The organism is Pseudoalteromonas sp. S1727, from assembly GCF_005886375.1.
Taxonomy (GTDB): Bacteria; Pseudomonadota; Gammaproteobacteria; order Enterobacterales; family Alteromonadaceae; genus Pseudoalteromonas; species Pseudoalteromonas haloplanktis.
The window spans coordinates 15,881-39,229 of the sequence record NZ_PNDT01000028.1 but is presented as its reverse complement, the minus strand read 5'-3'; the positions used below and the strand labels follow the sequence as shown (position 1 = coordinate 39,229).

Below are 23,349 nucleotides of genomic sequence, written 5' to 3'. Positions count from 1 at the left end.
TTTTATTAACTAAAGGCTGAAAGCCTATTTACACGTAAAATAGGGCTGTTTTTTGATGTTACAGGCACAAAAATTAATATTTAGTGGCGTTTTTAGGCATTGAAACAAAAATATAAACCGATTTTTTACTAACTCGTGGCAACTACAAACCACTTTTTTACCAACTCAAGCGCCATAAACAGTGACTCAAACCGATTTTTTACCAACTCAACGACCTAAAAATGTCATAAACCGAAATTTTACTAACTCACTTTATGCGCAAAGTCCGATACTTTTTAAGTATGTAAGGAGTTACTCACATTATTGGCGTGTAAAGGGGGTTTACAGTATATTGGCTACGAGCTTCGAGTACCTGCAAAGTGCCCGTAGCTCGAAACTCGTAGTCTTAAGCGTTATTGACTGTGCTTATCAAACCACCATTGGATATAGGCTACTTTAGCCATCAAGTTTGATGGGCGCTGCGTAATACCATGAGACGCATCTGGAATACGTACCATAGCGGTATCAACCCCTTGCAGTTTCAGTGCTTGGTAAAATTGTTCAGTCTCTGAAATTGGCGTACGGTAATCAGCTTCACCAGTTAATAGCATGGTCGGTGTTTTCACATTACCCACATAGCTAATAGGAGAGCGTTTCATATAATGTTCAATATGATCCCATGGTTTACCCGGGAACCAGTAATCGGCAAAAAACGGGTAGAAGTCCGCAGTTAGTACAAAACTGATCCAATTGATAACCGGTTTTGCAACCACAGCAGCTGCAAAGCGGTCAGTGTGACCAACTATCCATGCCGTTAATACACCGCCGCCTGAGCCTCCGGTGACAAATAACTTAGACTCGTCAATAAAACCTTTGGCAATAAGTGCATCAACCCCTGTCATTAGGTCATCAAAGTCATTGCTTGGGTAATTGTGATGGATGGTTTGTGCAAATTCTTTACCGTATGAATCACTACCGCGTGGGTTCATATATAAAACTACACTTCCCTTTGCCGCAAATAATTGCACCTCAGTACTAAAGTGCGGGCCATAGTTAGCCACGGGGCCGCCGTGAATTTCTAAAATAAGCGGGTATTTTTTACTGCTATCAAAACCCGGTGGGTAAGCTACCCAACCTTGAACAGGTAAGCCATCATGGCTCGATTTAACCCAGATCTCTTCTACTTTTGCCAGTTGTTTATTGCCTAGAGCATCGTCGTTTAGCTTGGTTAAACGTTGCATTTTACCATTTTTAATGACGGCGACATCAGCTGGGCGTTGGGTATCAGCAAGCGTAACAGCCACATCACCGTCATCGCTGATATCAAAATCGCCACCAGAATATGGGCGACCAAATGACACACTACCGATCTGTTCAGTAATGACTTTGCGTTTGCCGCTGCGTGGTTGGTAAGCAAGCATTGTTTTCCCTTCACTGGCATAGCTAAAGAAGATACCACTGGAGTTATCCGCCCATTTTATTTGGCCAACATTACGATCAAAGTCATGCGTTATACTGCTGGTTTCACCTGATTCTAAATCGCGAATATATAACTGAGAGTTTTCATAATTGGTCTGCTTATCATCGTATCCTGTGTAGGCGAGGTAGCGGCCATTGGGAGAAACTTGCGGTTGGTTATCAGGTCCCACTCGATCAGTAATTGCAGTGATCTGTAAGTCTTTTAAGCTTAGTTGATAAATTTCCGAGTTAGTTGGTTTGAGCCTAAACTCAACATGTCGATTTGCTGAAAAATACAGTGTATCTCCCTCATTCGCAAAACTGATAGGCCCGCTATGGTCAAAGTCACCAGAGGTTAACTGGCGAGCATTACCGCCATTGGCATCGATACTAAATAGATGGCGAAAGCCGGGTTTTGTATAGCCGCCACCGTCAGCACGATAATACACATCATCAATATATTTGGCTGGCTCAGCCCAGTTCGCACCATCTGGTTTACCAGGTAAGTTCACCGGAGAGACTGTTTTACTAGGAACAAATTGACTAAATAGTAATTGCCGGCCATTAGGCGCCCACTGCAAACTAGACGGACTTTGGGTCAGGTTACTAATTTTTGCAACCGCACCTGTTTTTAGCCACTTAACATAAATTTGGCTACTGCCATCGCGAGTTGAAATAAATGCTAAGCGGGTTTCATCAGGTGATAGCACCGGTGAATAATCCATGTGCACACCAGAAGTAAGCGGCTGGAGTTGTTTTGAATTACTATCGACAGACCAAATATTACTGATCTTACGGTCAGATTTTATGTCCATGCGATTACGAACAAAGTACACCGTTTTACCATCATTGGTCATTTCAATTTGGTTGGCATATTCAAGGTCGAATACATTTTCTAATTGTAAGGTATTATCAGCTTGAGCTGCTACGCCACAAAAGCTCACTGCAACCAACAGTACAAGAGGGGAGTGTAATTTCATTTTTATTCCTTGTTATTAAACAGCATTAATACTGTTATAAAGTAACAGAGAATAAAAATATACATATTTCGATGAATGGTTTCTAGGTCAATTATTTACAACAAATCAGAAAAGGTTTTTTTCAAAAAACTGTGAATAAAAATTATTGTTGATTGTTTGTCGGTAAAAATCCTCGAAGTCCCATGCCGAAAATCTCACCGGATCAGTAGACGATAACCACTTTAAAGCGATGTGCCCTGAAGGCGGGGGGCAGTATAAAAAATGTGGAATACCCTCAATCATAAGGACAGAGAATGAGTAACTTAGTCAACCATGAAACTGTGCAAAAAACTGATGCTCCATTTAGCCAGAAACCGCTGCTGGAACAATCTCAGTAGCACAAAGGCTGGGAATTGTTGTAGGTCCTATTGTTGAGACTGGTGTTTTGGCATCGATAATGGCTTGCCTTATGGGCTGATCGCAGTAATGTTAATGTTAGCTACATCACTGCGATCACCGAAGTAATTCTTTTTCCTAGAAATCTTTCCTAGAAATGTATAGCCCTTACTTGCAGCGCGTAAAGCTGTTTCAGGTAAATCAAAACTGGTAAGTTATTTGCGCACTATAACTGCGAGGTTCACCATAAGCGCCAAAAGTATATACACCGACACTTTCAACGCCTGAGTCCAGAGTCTTATCAGTGATAGATAAAGCTACAAGTTAAAAATAGAAACTGTTATTATTTTTGTTTTCAAATTGGATTTGATCACAATGAAGCCCTTTGTACTATTCCTTATTTCGTTCGTTACTTTACTTACTAATAGTTACGTACATGCAAGCTCGCAGCCTCTTAATCCACAAAAAATTGTGGTTGCAGGGGGCTCAATAACGGAGGTTATTTATGCGCTTGGTGAGCAGCAACGTATTGTTGGCGTTGATAGCAGTAGTATTTTTCCAGCTGCAGCCACCACGCAGCCTCAAATTGGCTATGTGCGTAAAATAAGCGTTGAGGGGATATTGTCATTAAACCCTGATCTTATCCTTGCAGAGGCTGATATAGGCCCGAAGAAGGTGGTTGAGCAATTAAAACGTACCGCTGCTAATTTGGTTATTTTGCACGAAAATGATAGCTTCTGGCGGATTGAAAATAAAATAGAGCAAATAGCCAGCCTGATGCAAGTCCAGAGCAAAGGAGCGGAGTTAGCGCAAGCGCTAACAGTAGATCGTGATGCCTTAACGCATATTTTAAAACAAGTAACGACTAAACCTAAAGTGTTGGTTATTCGCAGTGATCAACTCATGGTTGCAGGTGCTGGTACTACGGCAAATGAGTTAGTAGCTATTGCTGGCGGTAAGAATGTGATGGCGTCTAGCGTAACTAACTGGCAGGCAATATCGAGTGAAGCGGCGCTCGTACTAAACCCTGATGTGATTATTACCATGAGTATTGGTGGGCATGATCAACTACCAAGTTCTGAGTTGTTAAACGCGTTTAAGTTTTCCAATGCAGTTAAAAATAAACGCGTGCATAATTTTGATGTTGCCTATTTGCTAAGTATGGGCCCTAGAACGCCGCAAGCGCTTGTTGAATTAGCACATGCTTTTTATCCTCAAGCGCAATTACCTGATGGGTATCAATATAGGTTTTTAAAATCAGCAGCTAATAGTGCTAAATAGCTTTAATTTAATGGGTTAAGTAGCCAATGCGTGAACAAGCGTTTCTATTTGTATGAGCTTTGTTTGCTCAAGTGTCTTATTGTGGCTTGATGTTGTCATTAGCCAAGCATGGGCATCATCAAGTGATTTAACGACAGCACCGGGTATACCAAAGGCTTTTTGTACACTCATTTTTTGCATTCGTTCAAATTGCTGTTCGGGAACCACAATCAACATAGCTTGAACATGCTGCTGCATTTGCTCTGCCGCTCCCTCTTTTAACCACTTTTGCGTAGCTGGGCCAGCTCCTTTTGGGTGCTGTAAAGACTCTTCATCGCTGTAAACACGAACAACGACAAAGGGCTCCGCTTTTTTAAACCAAATATCCCATGCTTGCAAAGAGTTTAAATGCATTTCGAGTGTGCATTCACCGCGTGCAACGGTGATGGCTAATGGCCAAAGGCTATTATCGTGCTTTAGAATTGTCATATTGTATGAATCCTAGTTATTGTTTTTATGAAGGGGTTACGGCAAGCAGGCTTGCCGTGTAAATTATTCGTTAGATCAAAATGTATACTGTAAACCAGCGCTAATGGTTCGTGGTTGAGTTAAAACGGCTTTATCAAAATGGTTGTCTGGTTCATTACTGTCAGCAGGTGCAGTACCCGGATATAGCGCAACAGGCGCATCTTCATCAAAAATATTACGCACTGAAAGGTACAATTTAGTCTGCTCTGATATTAAATAACTTAAGCTAGTATCAAAGGTGGCAAATGCGTCAGTTTTACTGCCTTCATCGTTCGAAATATTGGTATACCAGCCATCAGTGTACTGACCACTCACATTAATAACCCAATTATTTGACTGCCATGTTCCGCCTAACTTCATAGAAGCAGAAGGAACCATAAATAATGAATTTCCTTCTAATCCAGAGCCAGGATAATCAGTGATTTCGGAGTCTAATAGTGCAAAGCTACCGTACAAATTAAATTGTTCATCAATACGCCAATCTGCGCTAAATTCAAAACCAACAGTGGTAACTTTGTCTGCGTTTCTTACTACATAGGCTTCATCACGGGTATTTTCAGGTGTTAAATCAAAGGGCAATTGCATGTCTGTATATTGCGAGTAAAACAGGTTTTGAGATGTGCTTAGGCTATTATCAGCCCATTGTTGACGACCATATAATTCCAATGAGTTTACGTATTCTTCGTCGTATTCATAGTTCACAATCGGTGCGCCAAAAGAAATACCACCCCCTCCTGCGTTATAGCCGCGGGATAATTGCAAGCCAATGGTATGCTCTTCATTAACTTGATAACTAAGGCCTAGCTTTGGTAAGAGGGCGCTGTAATCATTATCTGATTCAATTTTAGCTATTGCCCTATCTGGATCGCCACCTTCACGTTTGCGGTTTTCTTTCTCGTAGCGTAAACCCGCGGTTAGCTCAAACTTTTCATTAAATGGAAATGCGCCCTCGGAGTAGATTGCAAAATTATTGGAATCATCAGTAAAGCTCTGTTTTACAATAAACTGAATCCAATCATCTTGCTTAGAACTATAGTAGCGACTACCAATAACCCACTGTGTACCGTTATCACCTTGATAACGTAAACGAGGTTCAATCACATATTCTTTCGTATCAACATTAGCTTTAGAGCCGTCTGGTGTGGATTTGCGCTCAAAATTAAAATCTGTTGCTGATGCCGTCACTTCCAGCTCTAGTTGTTCATTTATTGCAGCGTTATATTCAACACCTACACTTTTAGTATGCGTTACATGTACAGGCTGCTGTGGAAAATTAGAGCGTCTTTCATTAAACGGGTAATCAATAATTTCACCATTTGGCCCGGTGTATTTATTGTCAGTAAGGGTGACAACGATGCGGGTATCATATTGGTCATCGCCCTCGTAAAGTAATTTCCCTCTAATTGCACGGCCTTCCATATCAGCTGGATTTTCAACACCTGGGTAAGGTTCATAAGCAACTGGGGAGCGACGTTCAAATTGGTCGGCAGCAAAACGTACAGAAAACTGCTCTGTAAGCGGTTGATTATAAGTGGCTGATAAGCGTTTTTGGTCTAAGTTTCCACCTTCGGCGCGAATTGTAAACTGTTGTTCGAACGTTGGATCTTGCGTTTCAACGCGGATTGTACCTGCGATAGCATTGCGCCCAGCGAGTGTACTTTGTGGACCTCTAAGTACCTCAATCTGATTGAGATCCCAAATGCCTAAGTCGCCAAATACTATTTCGTTATAAGTAGCAGAACGGCCGTCAATTTGCCAGTTTAGCCGTGCCCTGCTGCCGGCAAAAAATGCATTGGCATTTTCTGCGGCGCCAGTACCATCAATCCCTCTAACTGTTGGAGCCTTGCCAGTACCTGTAACCATAGTAATATTAGGGATCTCACTTAGAACATCTCTTACGGTTCTAAGTTCAGGGCGGCTTTCAAGTGTTTTGGTATCAAAAACAACAACACTATTACCACTTTGTAGCAAGCTTCTTGATAACAACTCACCAGTAACTTCTATAAACGTCATTTGATTTACGGTATTACTTTCATCAGTATTTGCTAATACAGTAGTTGATACTAATGCTGCAACAGGGAGTAAGACTTCCTTAATTTTCACTTTAATTCCTTTTTTGCTAATGGTAATTATTATCAATTGTGCCTTTGTTATTGTTTGTGTGCAACAAATATACGATTACATTTAATGAGTTTCTATTTTCATTTAGTAAGCTATGAAATATGGTTTGGGTAGATACAGTAAAAGCGTATCAAATGATGGAGATTGAACTTAAAAAGGCGTTTTAAATTCGCATTCAGTGAGTACTTGCTCGTTGTTACATTGATAAAACACGGTGACGCAAGTGTTTGGGTTATTTTAAATTGCAGTTGTTGTTTATTAAAAGCAATAAGCTTGGCGGCATCAAAACCAAAAAATTGTTTAACGCTTGGGTAATATACCCAAGCCACTTCAAGATGCAGAATTCAGCGTTTCACAGGGGCTTAATATCAAGGCGTTATTTTGCAAGAATGGCCAATCCCTTTTAAGAAGTAACAACGATGAGAGTAAGTGCCTGTGGAACGCCCAAGGGGTTGGTTTAAAAGCGATTTATACTGCGTTATTGATTTTAACAATAGAACCACTATTATTTGCAATCAATGCCTTGCCTAAATCGCTTTTAAATCCAACTGAAACTCACAACTTGAGGTGGTTTGGGTATAAGCTTTAAAAATACTTTCTTTAGCTGAAAAAATAATCGTTAATGGGTGTGATACTTGTTTGGCTAATCGTTGAAATTGAAAAAGTTCATCAGGGTGCAAAATTTGTTGTTGGAGTTCTTGCTCTTGCTTGGCACTCATTAACTGCTCGATATCGATACCTATTCCTGCAATATCGCTACTGTGAGATACCATTGCCATTGCAGTTTGCTGGCTATGGGTAATACTGCCCACTATTTTATTAGGCCAAATGGGAGCACGATCTGCTGCGTTTATTAGTTCAAAGTTATATATTTTATGTGCCGCGAGCACGTGTTTAGCGCACACTCTACCAGCCAAGTATTCGGCTTTTCTTTTATCTACAGCCTTACTCAATTGTGCAGGGAAAGGAATTTGATGCGCCGCAAAGTCTGCATTAGCAAAATTCGAAATTTCAAATTCACAGCAATAGTATGGATACTGCAGTTGTGGCCTGAGTTTTGTAGTTTGCAGTATTTTCATGAAAACTAAAATTTCCCTATTAATTTCTTTGAACATATTGATTGTACTTTATTTTTCAAAAAGAAAGAAAAGCTAATTCTGATAAGAACTAAAAATGACAGCTTAAATGGACTAAATAATGGACTAAATATCACTACACGGGTATCTTGAATATTGTTTAATAATTGATAAGGAATACCGATGATTGGCTATACAATGCTTGGCACTAATAATTTGCCTAACGCCGTGGCGTTTTATGATGAATTATTCTCTTTACTTAATGCGCAACGCTTTCTAGAAACCAATAACTTTGTCGCTTGGAGTATTGATCCGCAGCAACCGGGCTTTGCAATTACTAAGCCTCATGATGGCAATGCTGCAACAGTAGGTAATGGCACAATGATCGCGATAGTAGTCGATACGCCAGCCCAAGTTGATGCCTTTTATGCGAAAGCGATTGAGCTTGGTGCAACTGATGAAGGTGCACCTGGCCCGCGAGAAATGCCAGGGTTTTATGCTGGGTATTTTCGTGATTTAGATGGCAATAAACTTAATGCATTCTGTTTTATCCAGTCTTCATAAGCATATTAATATTACCGCCAAGGTTGGTTGCACGTTGCTTTTGTGCGACATTTAATTTTAAATAGGTGCTGTATATAAAATATTAGTTTTTATATTTTTTCAGCACTTCTTACTAAATATGGATTGTTAATTAAGAATATAGTTTCACTTTTAGCAGTAAGGTAAAATAAATGGTCAACTTTGAGTATGGGATCGCAGAGCAGTTACCAAATGCAAAAGTTTTAATTGTTGACGACCAGTTACTGAATATCACTTTATTGCAAAAAATTCTTGCAGGCTATTATCAAACTAGTGTGGCGCACAGCGGTGAAGATGCCCTAAAAATGATCGAAGAGAGCGCGCCAGACATTATTCTACTTGATATCGAAATGGCGGGTATCAACGGGATCGAAACGTGCCGTGTATTAAAAAGTCGCCCTGAGACAAAAAACATTCCAATCATTTTTATTACCTCATTTGGGCAGCATGAAGATTTATGCTGGCAGGTAGGTGGTGTTGATTTTATCAGTAAGCCGATCAATCCAAAAACGGTCTTTAATCGTGTTACTGCACAACTTACACTTAAATTTCAACGCGATAAGTTACTAGAGTTAGTGTTTTTAGATGGTTTAACGGATGTTTACAACCGTCGCTATTTTGACTCCCATTTAACAAAAACACAGTTGAGGGCAAAACGAGAGCAAGGTGATTACGCGTTAGTGATCATTGATATTGATTTTTTTAAGCAGTTTAATGATATTTATGGCCATATCGAAGGAGATAAAGTTTTACAGCAAGTTGCTCATACTATAAAAACCACGTTGCTGCGACCGTGTGATTTTGTGGCTCGTTATGGTGGCGAAGAGTTTGCAGTTATTTTGCCAGATACAGATTTGCGAGGTGGCGCATTGGTTGCTGAGAATATTTTAAATAATATAGCTAAGTTAAAGATTTCTCACAATTATTCAATCTATCAGTACTTGACTGTGAGTGCTGGGCTTGCGACATTCAAGGGGTTATCGGCAAATGAAAGTATTATTAAATCGGCAGACGAAAAGTTGTATGTGTCAAAACAGCAAGGGCGAAATAAGCTAACATTCTAGTCACTTTTAAACCATCAAGGATACGAATGAACAGTTTATCTAAGGCTCTATTATTGCTATGTTGCTTAACCAGTGCATGTTCTATTTATGCGGCAACTGATAATAGTAAAATTGCAGTAAGTCTTTCTTATGATGATGCACTTGCAAGTCAGCTTGATAATGCGCTACCGGCATTAAATAAGTATAATTTTAAAGCTTCATTTTATTTAGTGCCAAACTCTGAAACAATTACCTCTCGGCTCTCAGAATGGCGTAAAGCCACTCAGCAAGGTCATGAATTAGGCAATCATAGTTTATTCCACCCATGTAGTGCATCAAAACCATCACGAGCGTGGGTGAGCGATGAGCAAAACCTTGATCATTACAGTACTGCACGAGTGATCCGAGAAGTACTTACCGCTAATGTGTTTTTACAGGCCATCGATGGCAAAACGCAGCGCACTTTCACGCCACCTTGCTTTGATACTCAAGCAGCAGGTAATGACTTTATTGAGCCGCTTAGAGCGCATTTTGTGGCAATAAAAGGAGTAGATGACAGTGAGCACACTGTTTTATGGGCGCCCGTAAATGTAACCGGGCAACAACTCATTGATTATGTGAAAAACGTTCCCGAAAATGTACGGCTCATTAACCTTCTTTTTCACGGGATCGGTGGTGATCATTTAAGTGTGTCGGTTACTGCTCATGCACAGTTACTAGCTTACTTAGCTGCGAATAAAGATCAATACTATGTTGATTCTTATATTAATATTATGAAAAAGCAGGAAAAGGAGTGAACTGTGTATATTGGCGAAATAGCAACCCGTTGTGGAGTATCTGTAAAAACAATTCGTCATTATGAAGCGATCGGTTTATTAACGGATATAAAACGCCAAGGCTGCTACCGTATTTATGATAACGCTGATGTAGAGTTTGTAATGCTAATAAAACGAGCGCAACTTTTAGGGTTGAGTTTAACCCAGCTAAAACAGTTAAAAATTGCTCGTCATGACTTAGATTGGCCTGCGGTAATGGTTTTACTTGAGAATAAGAAGCAGCAAATATTGATAGATATTACTGCACTTGAGCAACAAAAAGAGTTACTAGATTTTTATCACCGTGATATAAAAATGTGTTTGGATAACCAAGTATCAGGCTAACGGTACTTGACTCTACCCTTTAGGGGAGGGTGTATGCTACTGCTTTTAAAGGAGTAGTTAGTATGAAAAAACGTATCTTAGTGATTGATGCCAACCCTAAGCAGGGGAGTTTTTGTGATGCTTTAGCAAACGCTTATAAGCAAGGTTGCGCGAGTGAGAGTGAAGTGCACAGCCTCTCTCTTAATGCGATGGTGTTTGAGGCCGATTTAAGCTATGGCTACGATAGTGAACAATTGCTTGAACCTGATTTAGTCGAATTTCAAGCTCAATTACAATGGGCTGAGCATATCGTGTTGGTTATTCCCGTGTGGTGGGGTGGCTTGCCTGCTAAGTTTAAAGGGTTGATTGACCGTACTTTTTTACCTGGTTTTGCATTCAAATATCAACCGAATAAAACCATTCCCGATAAGCTGTTAAAAGGGCGCACAGCTGAAGTTGTGTTAACTCTCGACACCCCTCCTTGGTATTATCGCTATTTTCAAGGCAACCCAGTAAGCAAACAGTTAAAGCACACTATTTTAGGTTTTTCTGGCATTAAAGTGCTTAATACAACCTATATTGGCCCAATTATCAGTTCGACGCCAGAGCAGCGAGCTCACTGGCTAAAGAAAATGGCAAAAATGGCGGGACAATAAGAGTATAGAGTTTCATCAAAAAATGATGTTTAACGGGTTTATCCGTAAATAGAAGTGTGCTCGTATCAGCTTAAGCAAGCGAAAATTTAATTATATTTTAAAAGCCGTGTTGACTTACGGCTTTTATAGTTATCGCTTATCGCTAGCTATTAATAATCAAATTTATGTTTTGTAAATAAGCTTTGCACTTGTTGCCAAATCTGCCCTGGCTTACCATCAGCAACGAGTTGGCCATCAAGTTTTACAACGGGACCCACTTCTTTTGTGGCGCTGGTGATCCATACTTCATCAGCTGCAAACAACTCTTGTTTACTGATAATGCGCTCTTGTACTTTAAAATCACTGTGGCTGTTTAGAATATTAATGATTAACCAGCGCGTAATACCGGGTAAAATCTGATTATCTAATGGTGGGGTGCTTATTATCCCGTCTTTGACGATAAACACATTGCTTGAGCTTGCTTCGGTAAGTTCATCTAAGCGGTTATATAATATAGTTTCATTGTTACCTGCTGCCGCCCCATGTTGATAGTGAATAACATTGCCAAGCAAAGCGGTTGATTTTATGTGGCAACGCTGCCAGCGCTTATCTTGCTCTACAGACACAGTATAGGTTTTAGCATTGTCTATGTCGCTCACAGGCTGTGGAGGAATTTCAAATGCGTAAGCAAATACAGTCGGTGTTATGTCATTAGGATAAGCATGAGCACGTTTATTATCTGCACCGCGGCTAACATGTAAATAAATACCGAGGTTATCACCGTGGTTTTTTTCGCACAGTTGCTGGCAGATTTCACGCCAGGTATCAGTGCTGTAATCGAGCTTAATTTCAATTTCATTTAAACCGTTATTCATGCGTTCTATATGCGCCGCAAAACCGAGCATCTTGCCATTGTAGGCAGGGATCACCTCGTAAATACCATCACCAAATAAAAAACCTCTATCCATAGGTGATATTTTTGCGTGCTCAGCACTCATATAATCGCCGTTTAAATACACCGTGCTCATTGTAAATCCTCATTCTGATTGGCAACACCGCTAAGCTGACGGAGTCTAGCGATGAGTTGTTGGCCATGCATCGCATGTAAACCATCTTCGGTTAATTCGTTTTTATGAGTGACACCGTCGACACTGCCACGTTCACTTAAATATTGTAAGATCGCTAAAGTATCAACTTCAGCGAGTAAATCTTGGTTATGCCAGCGACTTAAGAATGCAATAATGCCGTAGGCCGCCCAGTTTGATACATCAGCCAATAATAACTCATCACAACATGTTAGGCTGGCAGTGATGCTCAGCTCACTCATATACTGAGATAAGTTGCCCATACCAATTTCATTACCGCCATCACCAATTGCAATAGTAGGGCACTGGGCTTGTGTAATAAAAAAATCAAAGCAACCGCAATCGTTTGAAATATCAATACCACGCATGTTGTAATATTTATTATCGTGGCACAGCCCTGGCCGTTCGATTGAAAGTACGCAGCCTGGCTTTAATTCAGCCAGCGCTTTTTGGCTAAAGCTCATGGCATCGACAATATTATTTAGTGGTAATTCAAAGCAGTTAAAGTCAGCTTTTAACGCGCTGTAAAGGGGGTTGCCACATACTAATATGGGGTGTTTACCAAGCGCTTTAAGTGCATTGTATAAAGCTATTGCGCCAACCGGACCATCAGTTTCGAAGGTTTGCTTTACCGCAAATCCAGTGCCTATGAGTATGGTATTACTAGCTGCAAATAAGGATTTAGCCGCACGTAAATAAGTACCCGTTTGCTGATGTACGTAGAGAGTTTGCATGCCGCGCAAATTTTGCTCAACCATCATGGTTTCAATTGTTTTACTTAATTGTTCATCACTTAGCGGGCGTGGCATAGTGTTTTTATCTCTTGAATGAGGGCAATACCTGCAGCATTATCGCCGTGTACGCATAAACTATCGGCATGCAATGGTAACTGTTTACCTGAACGAGTTGTGACGCAACCTGTGGTAAGTAATTGTTTAACCTGTGCTATCAACGCGGGCTTGTCATGAACACTGCCCGCGAGACTGCGTGAAACTAGCAGGCCATCATCAGTGTATTGGCGATCAGCAAATGCTTCTAAAATTAAATCCAGTTGATATTGCTTTGCTAACTGTTGATGCTGCTTAGCGTTTGCAGTGGCAAGTATCATCAATTTTAATGTACTTGGGTAACAGGCAATTGCTTGCATCACAGTGGTTAATAGTGTTTCATCAAGCATCATATCGTTGTACAGGGCGCCATGTGGCTTTACGTATTCTAAACTAAGCCCTTGTACTCTTGCCATACCTTCAAGTGCGGCTATTTGATAGTGCAAACAATTGGTTAGTTCTTGAGCTGATAATGCCATAGAGCGGCGGCCAAAGCCTTGTTTATCTGGATAGCTTGGGTGAGCGCCAATCATTACGTTATGCTGTTTGGCAAGTCGCAACGTACTGGCCATGACATCGCTATCACCACCATGAAAGCCACAGGCAATATTGGCCATATCAATGTGGGGCATTACTTCAGTGTCGAGGCCCATCTGCCATACACCAAAACTTTCACCTAAATCACAATTAAGCTTCATTATTGTTTCCGTTTAAAAAGCTGATATATGTGCATTTTGAATATCTGTGATCAACATGTGCCCAGGACTATGCGTAATACAAAAATCGGGGGCTGCATTTGCTATGGCTATTTGAGGGGTGACACCACAGGCCCAAAAAACCGGTACTTCGCCGTCTTTAATTGTTACAGATTCACCAAAGTTAGGACGGTTTATATCTTTAATGCCGATCGCGGCAGGATCACCAAAGTGGACTGGTGCACCGTGTACATCAGGAAAGCGGCTGCATATTTGAATTGCACGAATAGCGTCTGCAGGTTTCATCGGGCGCATACTGACTACCATGTTTGAATGGAAAATACCGGCACTTTCACAGGGAATGTTCGTCATGTACATAGGGACATTTTTATGTTCAGTGATATTACGTATTTCTATGCCAGCCGCTTTTAATGGTTCTTCGAATGAGAATGAACACCCAATTAAAAAGGTGACCAAATCATCACGCCATTGTTCTTTAATATTGGTCACTTCTTCAATTAGTTGACCATTTTTAAAAATACGATAGCGCGGTAAATCCGTTCGAATGTCTAAATCATGAGCAACATTAGGAATACTTGTGGCCCCAGGCGTCCGGCTGCTTGCTACGATCGGGCATGACTTTTTATTTGCTTGGCAAAACTGTAAAAAATCAAAAGCATACTGCTTTGGCAGAATCACTAAATTAGCCTGCACAAAGCCGGGAACAAACCCAGATGTATGACCGGTGTAATCTTCGTTCCGGATCATATTTCGAATAGCGTAAGGCGTAGTAAGTGATGCGTTATGTTGCATAGTATCCTCGTAAACTTTAGTTGTTATTTATGCCATTAACAGTAACAGGCAAAGTACCTTGTGCTGGCTTCTCACCAACTAGTACTTTAGCAAGAGCTGTAAAAGCTGGCCCTGCTACTTTAACACTATTATCAACATCTATGTTATACGCATAAGTTGCTAAAATTGCATCTGCATATTGGCCAAATGTGGCAATATCATACGGTGCCCGCAAGCTTATGAAAATGGTTTTCTTATCAGCCAGTTGTGCCTGCTTTAGTAACCTCTCAAGTGCAGGGCCTTGCTCTGCTTTGGCAATCGCGAAGCTTGGGTTGTCTGACAGATCATCCATACCGCCTACTTCAACCGCACTTTGATTTGGTGAAGCATTGCCAGCGATAATAATATCAGCATCATTAATTGCTTTTAAGGTTGCAATAGGTTCAAACCCTTGCAAGCTTGTACAGCTAAATGAAATTGGGTGCTGCGAGTTTGCTAAAAGTGCTTGCTGTAGTGCGATACACTTGCGGGTATCAGGCATAATGATATGCACTTTACTATTTGCACTTAGCTTTATTGGTAAAGTCCGCTTGTCATTTTTAACCTCTGTAATCGCTGCGAGGGCAAGCTCAGCTTCTATTTTTCGATGACTTTCATCACCGAGAATTAGTTGCGCTTTTTGCATTGCAAGTGACTCGTTAAGCTCAGTTGTTAATTTAAACTTACTTTTTAAATTAATGATGCGCTGCGCCGATGTGGCGACGTCGTCGGCGTTTAAATTACCTTTTTTGACTTCGCTGACTAAGCGAGCTATAAGTTGATCAAGTACCACTAAATCTTTTGGGCTGCGAATTTCAATTGGCATTAGTGCAATATCGACACCCGCCGCAAAGGTATTAACAACCGCTTCGATAGGCTCAAAAAAGTGGCTAATACCAGCCATGTCGAGTGCATCTGTGATCACGACACCTTGATAACCCATTTCATCTCGTAATAACTCAGTGATGATTTTATGTGACATAGTGGCAGGTTTTATCATGGTCTTGCCATCTTTGCTCACAAAGGTGCTGCTATCAAGCGCTGGGTATTGAATATGCGCAGTCATGATCATACCTGGGTTTTGTTCTTTAATAATGCGTTGAAATGGCGGTAAATCTTTTGCCCAGATAGTTTCTTTATCATGCATTACTTTTGGCAAGCCGGTATGACTATCGACGTTTGTGTCGCCGTGTCCAGGAAAATGCTTGAGTGACGTAATTACGCCGTTGCCTTCAAACCCAGCGACTTGAGCACCGCCTAAAATGCTCACGAGTGTTGGATCTTCGCCATATGAACGGACATTTATCACTGGATTATCAGGGTTCATATTAACGTCTACTGTGGGGGCGTAATTTACATTAACGCCGAGCGCTTTTAGCTCATCAGCAATTACTTGAGCCGACTCAGTAGCAAACTTGGTGCCGTGTACTTTATAACTTGCCCCAATAGACATATTACCTGTGAATGACGTTGCAACATCGCGAGGAATACGGGCAACACGGCCACCTTCTTGGTCAATTGAAATGAACAGTGGGGCACCTAAGCTTGATTTTGCAGCAGCTTGTTGCATAGCATTATTTAATTTTACGACTTGCGAAATACTATCAATATTTTCTGCAAATAAGATAACACCACCAATATTGTGTTTAGTGATCACTTTGGCTAAATCTGCTGGCAACTCTGTAACAGCCTGACGGCATTTCTGCTGTGAATCTTGCTCACAATAATAACGAAAATCGAGCATCAGCTTTTGGCCAAGCTGTTGCTCTAGAGTTAAATTTGTCGCTGCAAAGGTCGATTTCATTGGTAATAAACACCCTAATCCAAAGATAATTGATGATATGGCAAACTTATTTAACACAGTAGGCTCCAAAGCTGAATTGCTTATTTTGATTGTGAATATTTTATTCCTGATGGTAATGCCATTTCGGACTAAAAGACAACTTATTTTTATCACCCTAACGGTTTTTTTTCTAAACTGCAAAAACCACAGACGAATTACAGTATTGCTTGATCCCTACGTAATTATTAAGAATTAATCGTTATTAAGATAGAAAAACACGCTTATATGTTTTTTTATTAATGGTAATTCGCCCATGTTTCAAGTAATAATATATTCCATGTTACTTGGTGGGTCGCCAAGTGAGTCAACTAACTTGTATGCAAAGGGGCGAAGCAATGGCAACGGCATTGACACTATTTCAACAACAACTCAGTGAAAAGCTGCCAGCATCTGCATTTATTGAAGATTACGCTAGGCGCTATGCTTTTGGTACTGATGCCAGTTTTTACCGCTTAGTACCAAAGTTAATCGTGCTGGTTGCTGATCAACAACAAGCGCAACAGGTTATTAGTGCCGCTGCGTCATATAAAATCCCGATTACATTTCGTGCTGCCGGTACTAGCTTGTCGGGCCAAGCGATTACAGACTCAGTTTTAGTACTGCTCGCTGATTCATGGTCAGGCTATGAAATTGAAAACCAAGGTCACAGCATCCGCTTAGAACCTGCAATTATAGGCGCTCGAGTTAATCAGTTATTAGCGCCATTTGGTCGCAAAATTGGCCCTGATCCCGCCTCCATCAATAGTTGTAAAATTGCCGGAATGGCAGCTAACAACTCTTCAGGTATGTGTTGCGGAGTAGCTCAAAACAGTTACCACACAGTAAAAGACATGACCTTAATCTTCGCTGACGGAAGTGTGCTCGATACCCGTTGTGAGCAAAGTCGTAATAATTTTTTACAAACCCATCAGCAATTTATTAGAGACATTGTCGACCTAGCCCAGCAGGTCACTAATAATCCTCAGTTAGCGCAGCGTATTGCGCATAAATACCGGTTAAAAAATACTACGGGTTATGGCTTAAATGCGTTAATTGATTACCAAGATCCCATTGAAATTATAAAACATTTAATGATTGGCTCCGAAGGAACGCTCGGGTTTATCGCCGATATTACCTATCATACCGTCGTAGAACATGCCCATAAAAGCAGTGCGTTTATCATTTTTGATGATATAAGCCAAGTCTGTGAGTTGGTAAAGCAACTTGCTGACTTAGATGTTGCGGCTGTTGAACTACTGGATAAGCGCTCGCTAGTATCGGTTGCTCACCATGACATTATGCCTAAAGAAGTACACAGCTATCCGGCGGAGAGCGCGGCATTACTCATTGAAGTACGCGCTGAAGATGCTGCTAAGTTAGTTAATTTGCAACAACAAGTTGATGAATTAGTAGCCGAATTTAGCACCCATCAATTAGCAACAATGGCGTTTTCAACGGATGTGAAACGCAATGCCTTATTGTGGAATATTCGAAAAGGCACATTTCCGGCCGTGGGCGCGGTGCGTGAAAATGGCACCACAGTGATTATTGAAGATGTTGCGTTTGAGCTGGATGTGTTAGCGCAAGGCGTGCATGCACTGCATCAATTATTTGATCAATATGGCTACGATGAAGCGATTATTTTTGGCCATGCCCTCGCCGGAAACTTGCACTTTGTATTTACTCAAGCCTTTGACACTCCCGCGCAGGTAGCACGGTATGAACAATTTATGCAGGATGTATCGCAGTTGGTTGCTGTTGAACTTAATGGCTCACTAAAAGCAGAGCACGGCACTGGACGTAACATGGCACCGTTTGTTGCGACAGAGTGGGGCGCTGATGGTTTTGCTATAATGCAGCGTATAAAGCAATTATTTGATAAAGAGCATATTTTAAACCCTGGGGTGATCATCAATGCGGATGAGAATTGTCATATTCAGCATTTGAAAACTATGCCCAGTAGTGACGACATCATCGATAAATGTATTGAATGTGGTTTTTGCGAAACCGTGTGCCCATCAAAAGGATTAACACTTACTCCACGCCAGCGGATCACTTTATGGCGACGTCGTACAGAGTTAGTGAATACATTAGCGAAAACCGATGATCTAAGCGCTAAGCAGCAACTTAATCGGCAGTTAAAAAGTATTGAAAATGATTTTCAGTATTTAGGCATCGATAGTTGCGCGGCGACCGGATTATGCGGCATGAAGTGCCCAGTTGGGATTAACACTGGCGAATTTATTAAGTCGTTACGAGCAACGCAGTTAACGAATAATAAAATGGCACACCATGTTGCCAATTTTGCGGTAAAACACTTTGCAGTACTAGCTAGTACTGCACGCTTTGGCTTAACCAGTATGGCTGCAATACGTAAAATAGTTGGTGCGCCAATGCTGCGTAATTTAAGTAAACCAGCTAACAAGCTGCTGGGTACTCCCCTGTACTATTCAGCTTGGCCGCGAGGTGAACAGCCAATCAATCGTAACAATATAACCCCCTCGCAGCTTGATAAAGTCGTCTACTTGCCCAGTTGTGCCAGTCGTGTTTTCGCAGCAGATGAAACTGCGAAAGATCAACGCTCAATCATGCAAGTTATGCACAGTTTAGCTAATAAGGCAGGGATTGAGCTATTACTACCTGCGCAAGTTAATGAACTATGTTGTGGTATGCCATTTGCCAGCAAAGGGCTACCCGAACAAGCGTCTAGCAAAGCAGAGCAGTTATTAGCAGTTGCAGAGCAACTGTCTGAAAATGGTCGTTATCCGATTATTTTTGACGCAAGCCCATGTGCCCTCACCACCTCGATAGTTGCGCAACAGCGTGGTTTAACTGTGCTTGAAAGCGCAGAATTTGCATATCAATACTTACTTCCTAAACTCACCGTAACAGTGCAATCAGAGCCTGTGATGTTACACGTTACTTGTAGCAGTAAACGCCGAGGTAGTGAGCAACAGCTTGTTGATGTTGCTAAGGTATGCAGTAATAAAGTGATCATTCCAGCGGATATAGAATGCTGTGGTTTTGCCGGTGACAAAGGCTTTAACTTACCAGAGCTTAATGCTAATGCGTTAAAAACGTTACGCAGCCAAGTACCTGCAAATTGCGATATGGGGATCTCTAATAGTCGCAGCTGTGAAATTGGTTTAACTCAACATAGTGGCGTGAATTATCAATCAGTACTGTATTTGTTAGATAAAGTGAGTCAAGAAGCCTCCTAGAGAGGCTTATACTTTCCAAAAGATGCCGCGTTTATAGCATGCAAACATGACTAAATATGAGATAAGTAAAAACAACAGCGAAAAAGCAAATGAGCCTAAGTAATTACCCATCATAGGCTGTAGCAAATTTGTATAAATAACGCCTTTTAAGTTACTGTCGCCAATGGGGATCATAATAAGAATACGCGCACTTACACCGGCAAACATAAAGAATAAAATCGCATTTGCGCCAAATACTAAGAATGGCGCACTCCATAAGCGAATTTTACGGATATCGAGAATATAACTACAGAGCGCATAGCATAACATCGCCAGTCCTGAGCTTATCATTACATAACTAGGAGTCCATAGAGCCTTGTTTATAGGGGTTATAGATGAAAGTGAGTACCCGCAAATAATGGCTACCATTGCCACAATGATAAATACTTTGATTTGTTTATTAAGATTTTTCTCAGCCCTTAAATAGAATCCGCAGAGTACCCCTGATAACGCTGTAGCAATGGCTGGTAATGTTGAAAGTAGGCCTTCTGGATCAAAAGCAAATGGTTGCGCGTTGCCATAATAAACATGTTTAGCTCCGAGCAATAGATTATCAAACCAAGCACTGAGATTATTGCCGTATAACCAAAGTCCTTGCACTATTTCACCATTAGGCAATGAGTAAGGTGTATACATCATCAAGGCACTGTAACCGGTTAGTAAGCTAACAAAGGTAAAAGTAATATGCTTTGGTTTTAAATAAAGATAACAAGTTAATGCGATAATATAAACTAGGCCAATTCGCTGCAACACACCCATCACTCTGATACCTAATAACCGCTCATCTACCCAGCTAAAATTAGGATCGCGAAAATTATAATAAAACAGTGCCAAGAACCAGCCTAATGCAATTAGCTTTACTGTTCGTATCATACCTGATTTTAGTATACTGTATTGACTTACGCCTTTTGCACGCATTGCAGATACTGATAGTGTGATCGATATCCCAACAATAAAAATAAAAAATGGGAAAATTAAATCAGTCGGTGTAAGGCCATGCCAATGCGCATGTTTAAGCGGCCAGTACATGTATGACCAACTTCCGGGGTTATTAACTAAAATCATCGCGGCGATTGTGATCCCCCGCAGTACGTCTAGAGCAAGCAGGCGATGGCTTGGTAATTTATTTAATATTGTTTGGCAATGATTGGGCAACATAGTTATTATTATTTCAATTAAAGTTGTCTTATTGTAATAATTTATTCCTTTTAAGCAAGCTGTTAGTCATCGCTTTTTGTTAGAATAGTAAGTACCTTATATTGGTTTTCATATAAAGGATTGATAATGATTAAAAAATATTCACTAGGTGGCTTAGCTTTACTATTAGTAAGCCCACTGACGGTAGCAAAAACAATTTATGCTGATGTACAAGTTACGCCACTAAAGCCATTAAAAAATCATACAGTGTGGGTACGTGCTAACCAAAATACTCCTAAGTATCCTATCGCGCTTGCGAAAAGTGGCGTAAGGGGGTGTGTGGTTTACAGTTTTGACGTTGATCAACACGGTGATATGAATAACATTGAACTAATGGCAGCGGTGCCAAGTCGAGGTTTAGCAAAAGAAACTAAGAAATTACTGAAAAGTTGGCACTGGCAAGTTGCAGAAGGACAACAAGCTGCGCTTGAACATAAAGTCATTCGGCTAGACTTTTGTATAGGGGGGGATAGCGAAGATCAAGCCCAACAACAATGTATTGCACAGTCAAAGATGAATTGTGCAGTTTAAAAAGTACCAAGCCTACAGTGATACCAAGTAGCTACAGGCTTGAATAATTAACTCTACACTTAGGTTTTCCAGCTAACTTACCTGTTTAGTGATGATGATATGTGGCAATACATTGTCTAAGTTCGTTTGTAATTTAGCGTCAATTTTATACACTTCATTTAAGCGTGCCTGAGTGAGTACTTGTTGTGGCGAACCCGCAGCGACAACGCGCCCTTCATTAAGCATATAAATCCGATCAGCAAAACTTGCTGCAAGGGATAAATCATGCACAACAGCGACTACTCCCGCTCCTTGCTCGGCAACCAAGCGTGCTTGGTTCATTACCTCATACTGATGATATAAATCCAAGCTGGAGGTTGGCTCATCAATAAGTAAATAAGCACTTTGTTGATTAACTAAACTCGGTTGTAATTGACATAGCACCCGAGCAAGTTGGGTACGCTGTTTTTCCCCGCCAGACAGTCGAGTAAAACATTGCTGCGCTAAATGACTAATCCCCAAAGCTTGCATAGCATTATGAGAAAATCGCTTTAATGCTAACGAACTTTGCTGCTCTTGATGTGCAAAGTGAGCCATATCAACAACTTCATTAACGGTAAATGGAAAGTCTAATTCATAATTTTGTGTCAATACTGCCCTGAGCGTAGCAAGCTCTGTGATTGTATACTCTGCTAAAGCGCGTTGATTTATACTCACAGTCCCATGTGATAAAGGAATATCACCACATAGCGCTTTGAGGAGTGACGATTTACCTGCGCCGTTAGGACCGATGATCACCACCACTTCATAGGGTTTTACAACAAAATCAACATTATCTAACAGCACTTTCTGGCCTACAGTGGCACTAAGTTGGTTGCCCGTTAACATGACTTATCCTCGTTGTTGGTAAGTTTTTAATAACATGATTAAAAAGAATGGCCCGCCAATGGCGCTAGTGATCAGGCCTATTGGCACTTCTGCAGGGAGTATTACTGTGCGGGCAAATAAATCAGCTAACCCGAGCATTAATGCGCCACCTAGAATGCTGGCAGGCATTAAATAGCGGTGATCCGGGCCTAATATTAAACGTACAATATGCGGCACAATAAAGCCTACAAAACCAATGATCCCGGTAATGGCTACAGCCGCGCCGGTACAAAGAGCAGTGTAAATAAACACCTGCTTTTTTAATTTAGTGACATTAATACCTAAATGCTTTGCTTGTGCTTCACCTAATAAATATAAATTAAGTGGTTTTGCTAAGCGGAGTAAACCGATACAGCAAGCGATGATAATACACAGAGTAGGTGTCATCATCGCAAAGTGATTACCTGCCAGTGAGCCCATACTCCAAAATGTTAAATCACGTAATTGTTGATCATTGCTTATTAAAGTTAAAACACCAATCAATGAACCGACAATTGCGTTTACAGCAATACCAGCGAGTAATAAACTAATAATAGTAAATTGACCACTGTGTGCACTTAGACGATAAATAAATACACAGACACCAATACACCCTAAAAAGGCGCCAACAGGCACGGCATAAATACCAAAACTGTCACTAAAATTAGCAAATATGCTAGTACCGAGTACGATAGTAGCTACAGCGCCAAGCGCGGCACCACTTGATACACCAATTAATCCGGGATCTGCTAGTGGATTTCTAAATATTGCCTGCATAGCAGCCCCACATGCCGCTAAACCTGCTCCTACTATCATGGCGAGCACAATACGCGGTAAACGGATTTGCCAAATAATGGCGTGTTTAAGTTGATCTTCAGCGGTTTGATTAATAATCGCAATAATTTCACTAATGCTGATTGTGACTCCACCTTTACTCAACGCAATAAAGAACATCACAATACAGGCAATAAATAACGCGGGGATGGCAAAGCGGCGCTGCTGTTGTTGAGTGATTAAAGTACTACCAAGTGCCAACATAG

20 protein-coding genes are annotated in these 23,349 nt (G+C 40.9%); 8 read left to right on the top strand and 12 right to left on the bottom strand.

Going from position 1 to position 23,349, the window contains the following annotated elements; all coding sequences use genetic code 11:
• Positions 1–392: 392 nt before the first annotated feature.
• Positions 393–2,417, bottom strand: a complete 2,025-nt coding sequence (locus CWB85_RS08855) for a S9 family peptidase (protein WP_138554664.1) — start codon at positions 2,415–2,417, stop codon at positions 393–395.
• A gap of 750 nt (positions 2,418–3,167) precedes the next feature.
• Here CWB85_RS08855 and CWB85_RS08850 point away from each other — a divergent pair.
• Positions 3,168–4,073: a heme/hemin ABC transporter substrate-binding protein gene (locus CWB85_RS08850; protein WP_171038999.1), complete on the top strand. Its 906-nt coding sequence runs from the start codon at positions 3,168–3,170 to the stop codon at positions 4,071–4,073.
• Positions 4,074–4,088: 15 nt separating this feature from the next.
• Here CWB85_RS08850 and CWB85_RS08845 read toward each other — a convergent pair whose 3' ends face one another.
• From CWB85_RS08845 to CWB85_RS08830, 3 genes are all read right to left on the bottom strand, one after another.
• Complete coding sequence (locus CWB85_RS08845; RefSeq protein WP_138554662.1) at positions 4,089–4,541, bottom strand: hypothetical protein; 453 nt, start codon at positions 4,539–4,541, stop codon at positions 4,089–4,091.
• Between the two features lie 75 nt (positions 4,542–4,616).
• Positions 4,617–6,683: a TonB-dependent receptor gene (locus tag CWB85_RS08840; RefSeq protein WP_138554661.1), complete on the bottom strand. Its 2,067-nt coding sequence runs from the start codon at positions 6,681–6,683 to the stop codon at positions 4,617–4,619.
• A 545-nt stretch (positions 6,684–7,228) separates the two neighbouring features.
• A complete protein-coding gene (locus tag CWB85_RS08830; RefSeq protein WP_016706478.1) occupies positions 7,229–7,780 on the bottom strand; it encodes a 4'-phosphopantetheinyl transferase family protein in 552 nt (183 codons plus the stop codon).
• A gap of 180 nt (positions 7,781–7,960) precedes the next feature.
• Here CWB85_RS08830 and CWB85_RS08825 point away from each other — a divergent pair, with 180 nt between their 5' ends.
• The 5 genes from CWB85_RS08825 (at position 7,961) to CWB85_RS08805 (ending at position 11,197) form a co-directional block, all read left to right on the top strand.
• Positions 7,961–8,341 (top strand): VOC family protein, encoded by a 381-nt coding sequence (locus CWB85_RS08825; RefSeq protein ID WP_016706477.1) that lies wholly within the window; start codon positions 7,961–7,963, stop codon positions 8,339–8,341.
• 170 nt (positions 8,342–8,511) lie between these two features.
• Positions 8,512–9,423: a diguanylate cyclase gene (locus CWB85_RS08820; RefSeq protein ID WP_138554660.1), complete on the top strand. Its 912-nt coding sequence runs from the start codon at positions 8,512–8,514 to the stop codon at positions 9,421–9,423.
• A gap of 26 nt (positions 9,424–9,449) precedes the next feature.
• A complete protein-coding gene (locus CWB85_RS08815; RefSeq protein ID WP_138554659.1) occupies positions 9,450–10,199 on the top strand; it encodes a polysaccharide deacetylase family protein in 750 nt (249 codons plus the stop codon).
• Positions 10,200–10,202: 3 nt separating this feature from the next.
• Entirely contained in the window at positions 10,203–10,562 is a 360-nt protein-coding gene (locus CWB85_RS08810) for a MerR family transcriptional regulator (RefSeq protein ID WP_016706474.1), read from the top strand.
• 62 nt (positions 10,563–10,624) lie between these two features.
• A complete protein-coding gene (locus tag CWB85_RS08805; RefSeq protein WP_016706473.1) occupies positions 10,625–11,197 on the top strand; it encodes an NAD(P)H-dependent oxidoreductase in 573 nt (190 codons plus the stop codon).
• 149 nt (positions 11,198–11,346) lie between these two features.
• Here CWB85_RS08805 and CWB85_RS08800 read toward each other — a convergent pair whose 3' ends face one another.
• Genes CWB85_RS08800 through CWB85_RS08780 form a run of 5 tightly spaced genes read right to left on the bottom strand, consistent with a single transcriptional unit; the run spans position 11,347 to position 16,418 of the window.
• Complete coding sequence (locus CWB85_RS08800) at positions 11,347–12,204, bottom strand: aminotransferase class IV (protein ID WP_016706472.1); 858 nt, start codon at positions 12,202–12,204, stop codon at positions 11,347–11,349.
• A complete protein-coding gene (locus tag CWB85_RS08795) occupies positions 12,201–13,070 on the bottom strand; it encodes a glutamate cyclase domain-containing protein (protein ID WP_138554658.1) in 870 nt (289 codons plus the stop codon). Before CWB85_RS08795 ends, CWB85_RS08800 begins: the two co-directional genes overlap by 4 nt.
• Entirely contained in the window at positions 13,055–13,786 is a 732-nt protein-coding gene (locus tag CWB85_RS08790; protein WP_138554657.1) for a 5-oxoprolinase subunit PxpA, read from the bottom strand. Before CWB85_RS08790 ends, CWB85_RS08795 begins: the two co-directional genes overlap by 16 nt.
• A 12-nt stretch (positions 13,787–13,798) precedes the next feature.
• Positions 13,799–14,596: a putative hydro-lyase gene (locus CWB85_RS08785; protein ID WP_016706469.1), complete on the bottom strand. Its 798-nt coding sequence runs from the start codon at positions 14,594–14,596 to the stop codon at positions 13,799–13,801.
• A gap of 16 nt (positions 14,597–14,612) precedes the next feature.
• A complete protein-coding gene (locus CWB85_RS08780; RefSeq protein ID WP_138554656.1) occupies positions 14,613–16,418 on the bottom strand; it encodes a glycoside hydrolase family 3 protein in 1,806 nt (601 codons plus the stop codon).
• Positions 16,419–16,792: 374 nt separating this feature from the next.
• Here CWB85_RS08780 and CWB85_RS08775 point away from each other — a divergent pair, with 374 nt between their 5' ends.
• Positions 16,793–19,657 (top strand): FAD-binding and (Fe-S)-binding domain-containing protein, encoded by a 2,865-nt coding sequence (locus CWB85_RS08775; RefSeq protein WP_138554655.1) that lies wholly within the window; start codon positions 16,793–16,795, stop codon positions 19,655–19,657.
• Between the two features lie 6 nt (positions 19,658–19,663).
• Here CWB85_RS08775 and CWB85_RS08770 read toward each other — a convergent pair whose 3' ends face one another.
• Complete coding sequence (locus tag CWB85_RS08770) at positions 19,664–20,854, bottom strand: acyltransferase family protein (protein ID WP_138554654.1); 1,191 nt, start codon at positions 20,852–20,854, stop codon at positions 19,664–19,666.
• A gap of 126 nt (positions 20,855–20,980) precedes the next feature.
• Between CWB85_RS08770 and CWB85_RS08765 the strand changes: the two genes are divergently transcribed.
• Positions 20,981–21,424 (top strand): energy transducer TonB, encoded by a 444-nt coding sequence (locus CWB85_RS08765; protein WP_138554653.1) that lies wholly within the window; start codon positions 20,981–20,983, stop codon positions 21,422–21,424.
• A gap of 72 nt (positions 21,425–21,496) precedes the next feature.
• Here the strand turns inward: CWB85_RS08765 and CWB85_RS08760 are convergent, their stop codons facing one another.
• Together CWB85_RS08760 and CWB85_RS08755 are read right to left on the bottom strand one after the other, a co-directional pair.
• Entirely contained in the window at positions 21,497–22,291 is a 795-nt protein-coding gene (locus CWB85_RS08760; RefSeq protein WP_016706464.1) for a heme ABC transporter ATP-binding protein, read from the bottom strand.
• Positions 22,292–22,294: 3 nt separating this feature from the next.
• Positions 22,295–23,347, bottom strand: coding sequence for a FecCD family ABC transporter permease (locus CWB85_RS08755; RefSeq protein WP_138554652.1), 1,053 nt, complete (start codon positions 23,345–23,347; stop codon positions 22,295–22,297).
• Between the last annotated feature and the right edge of the window lie 2 nt (positions 23,348–23,349).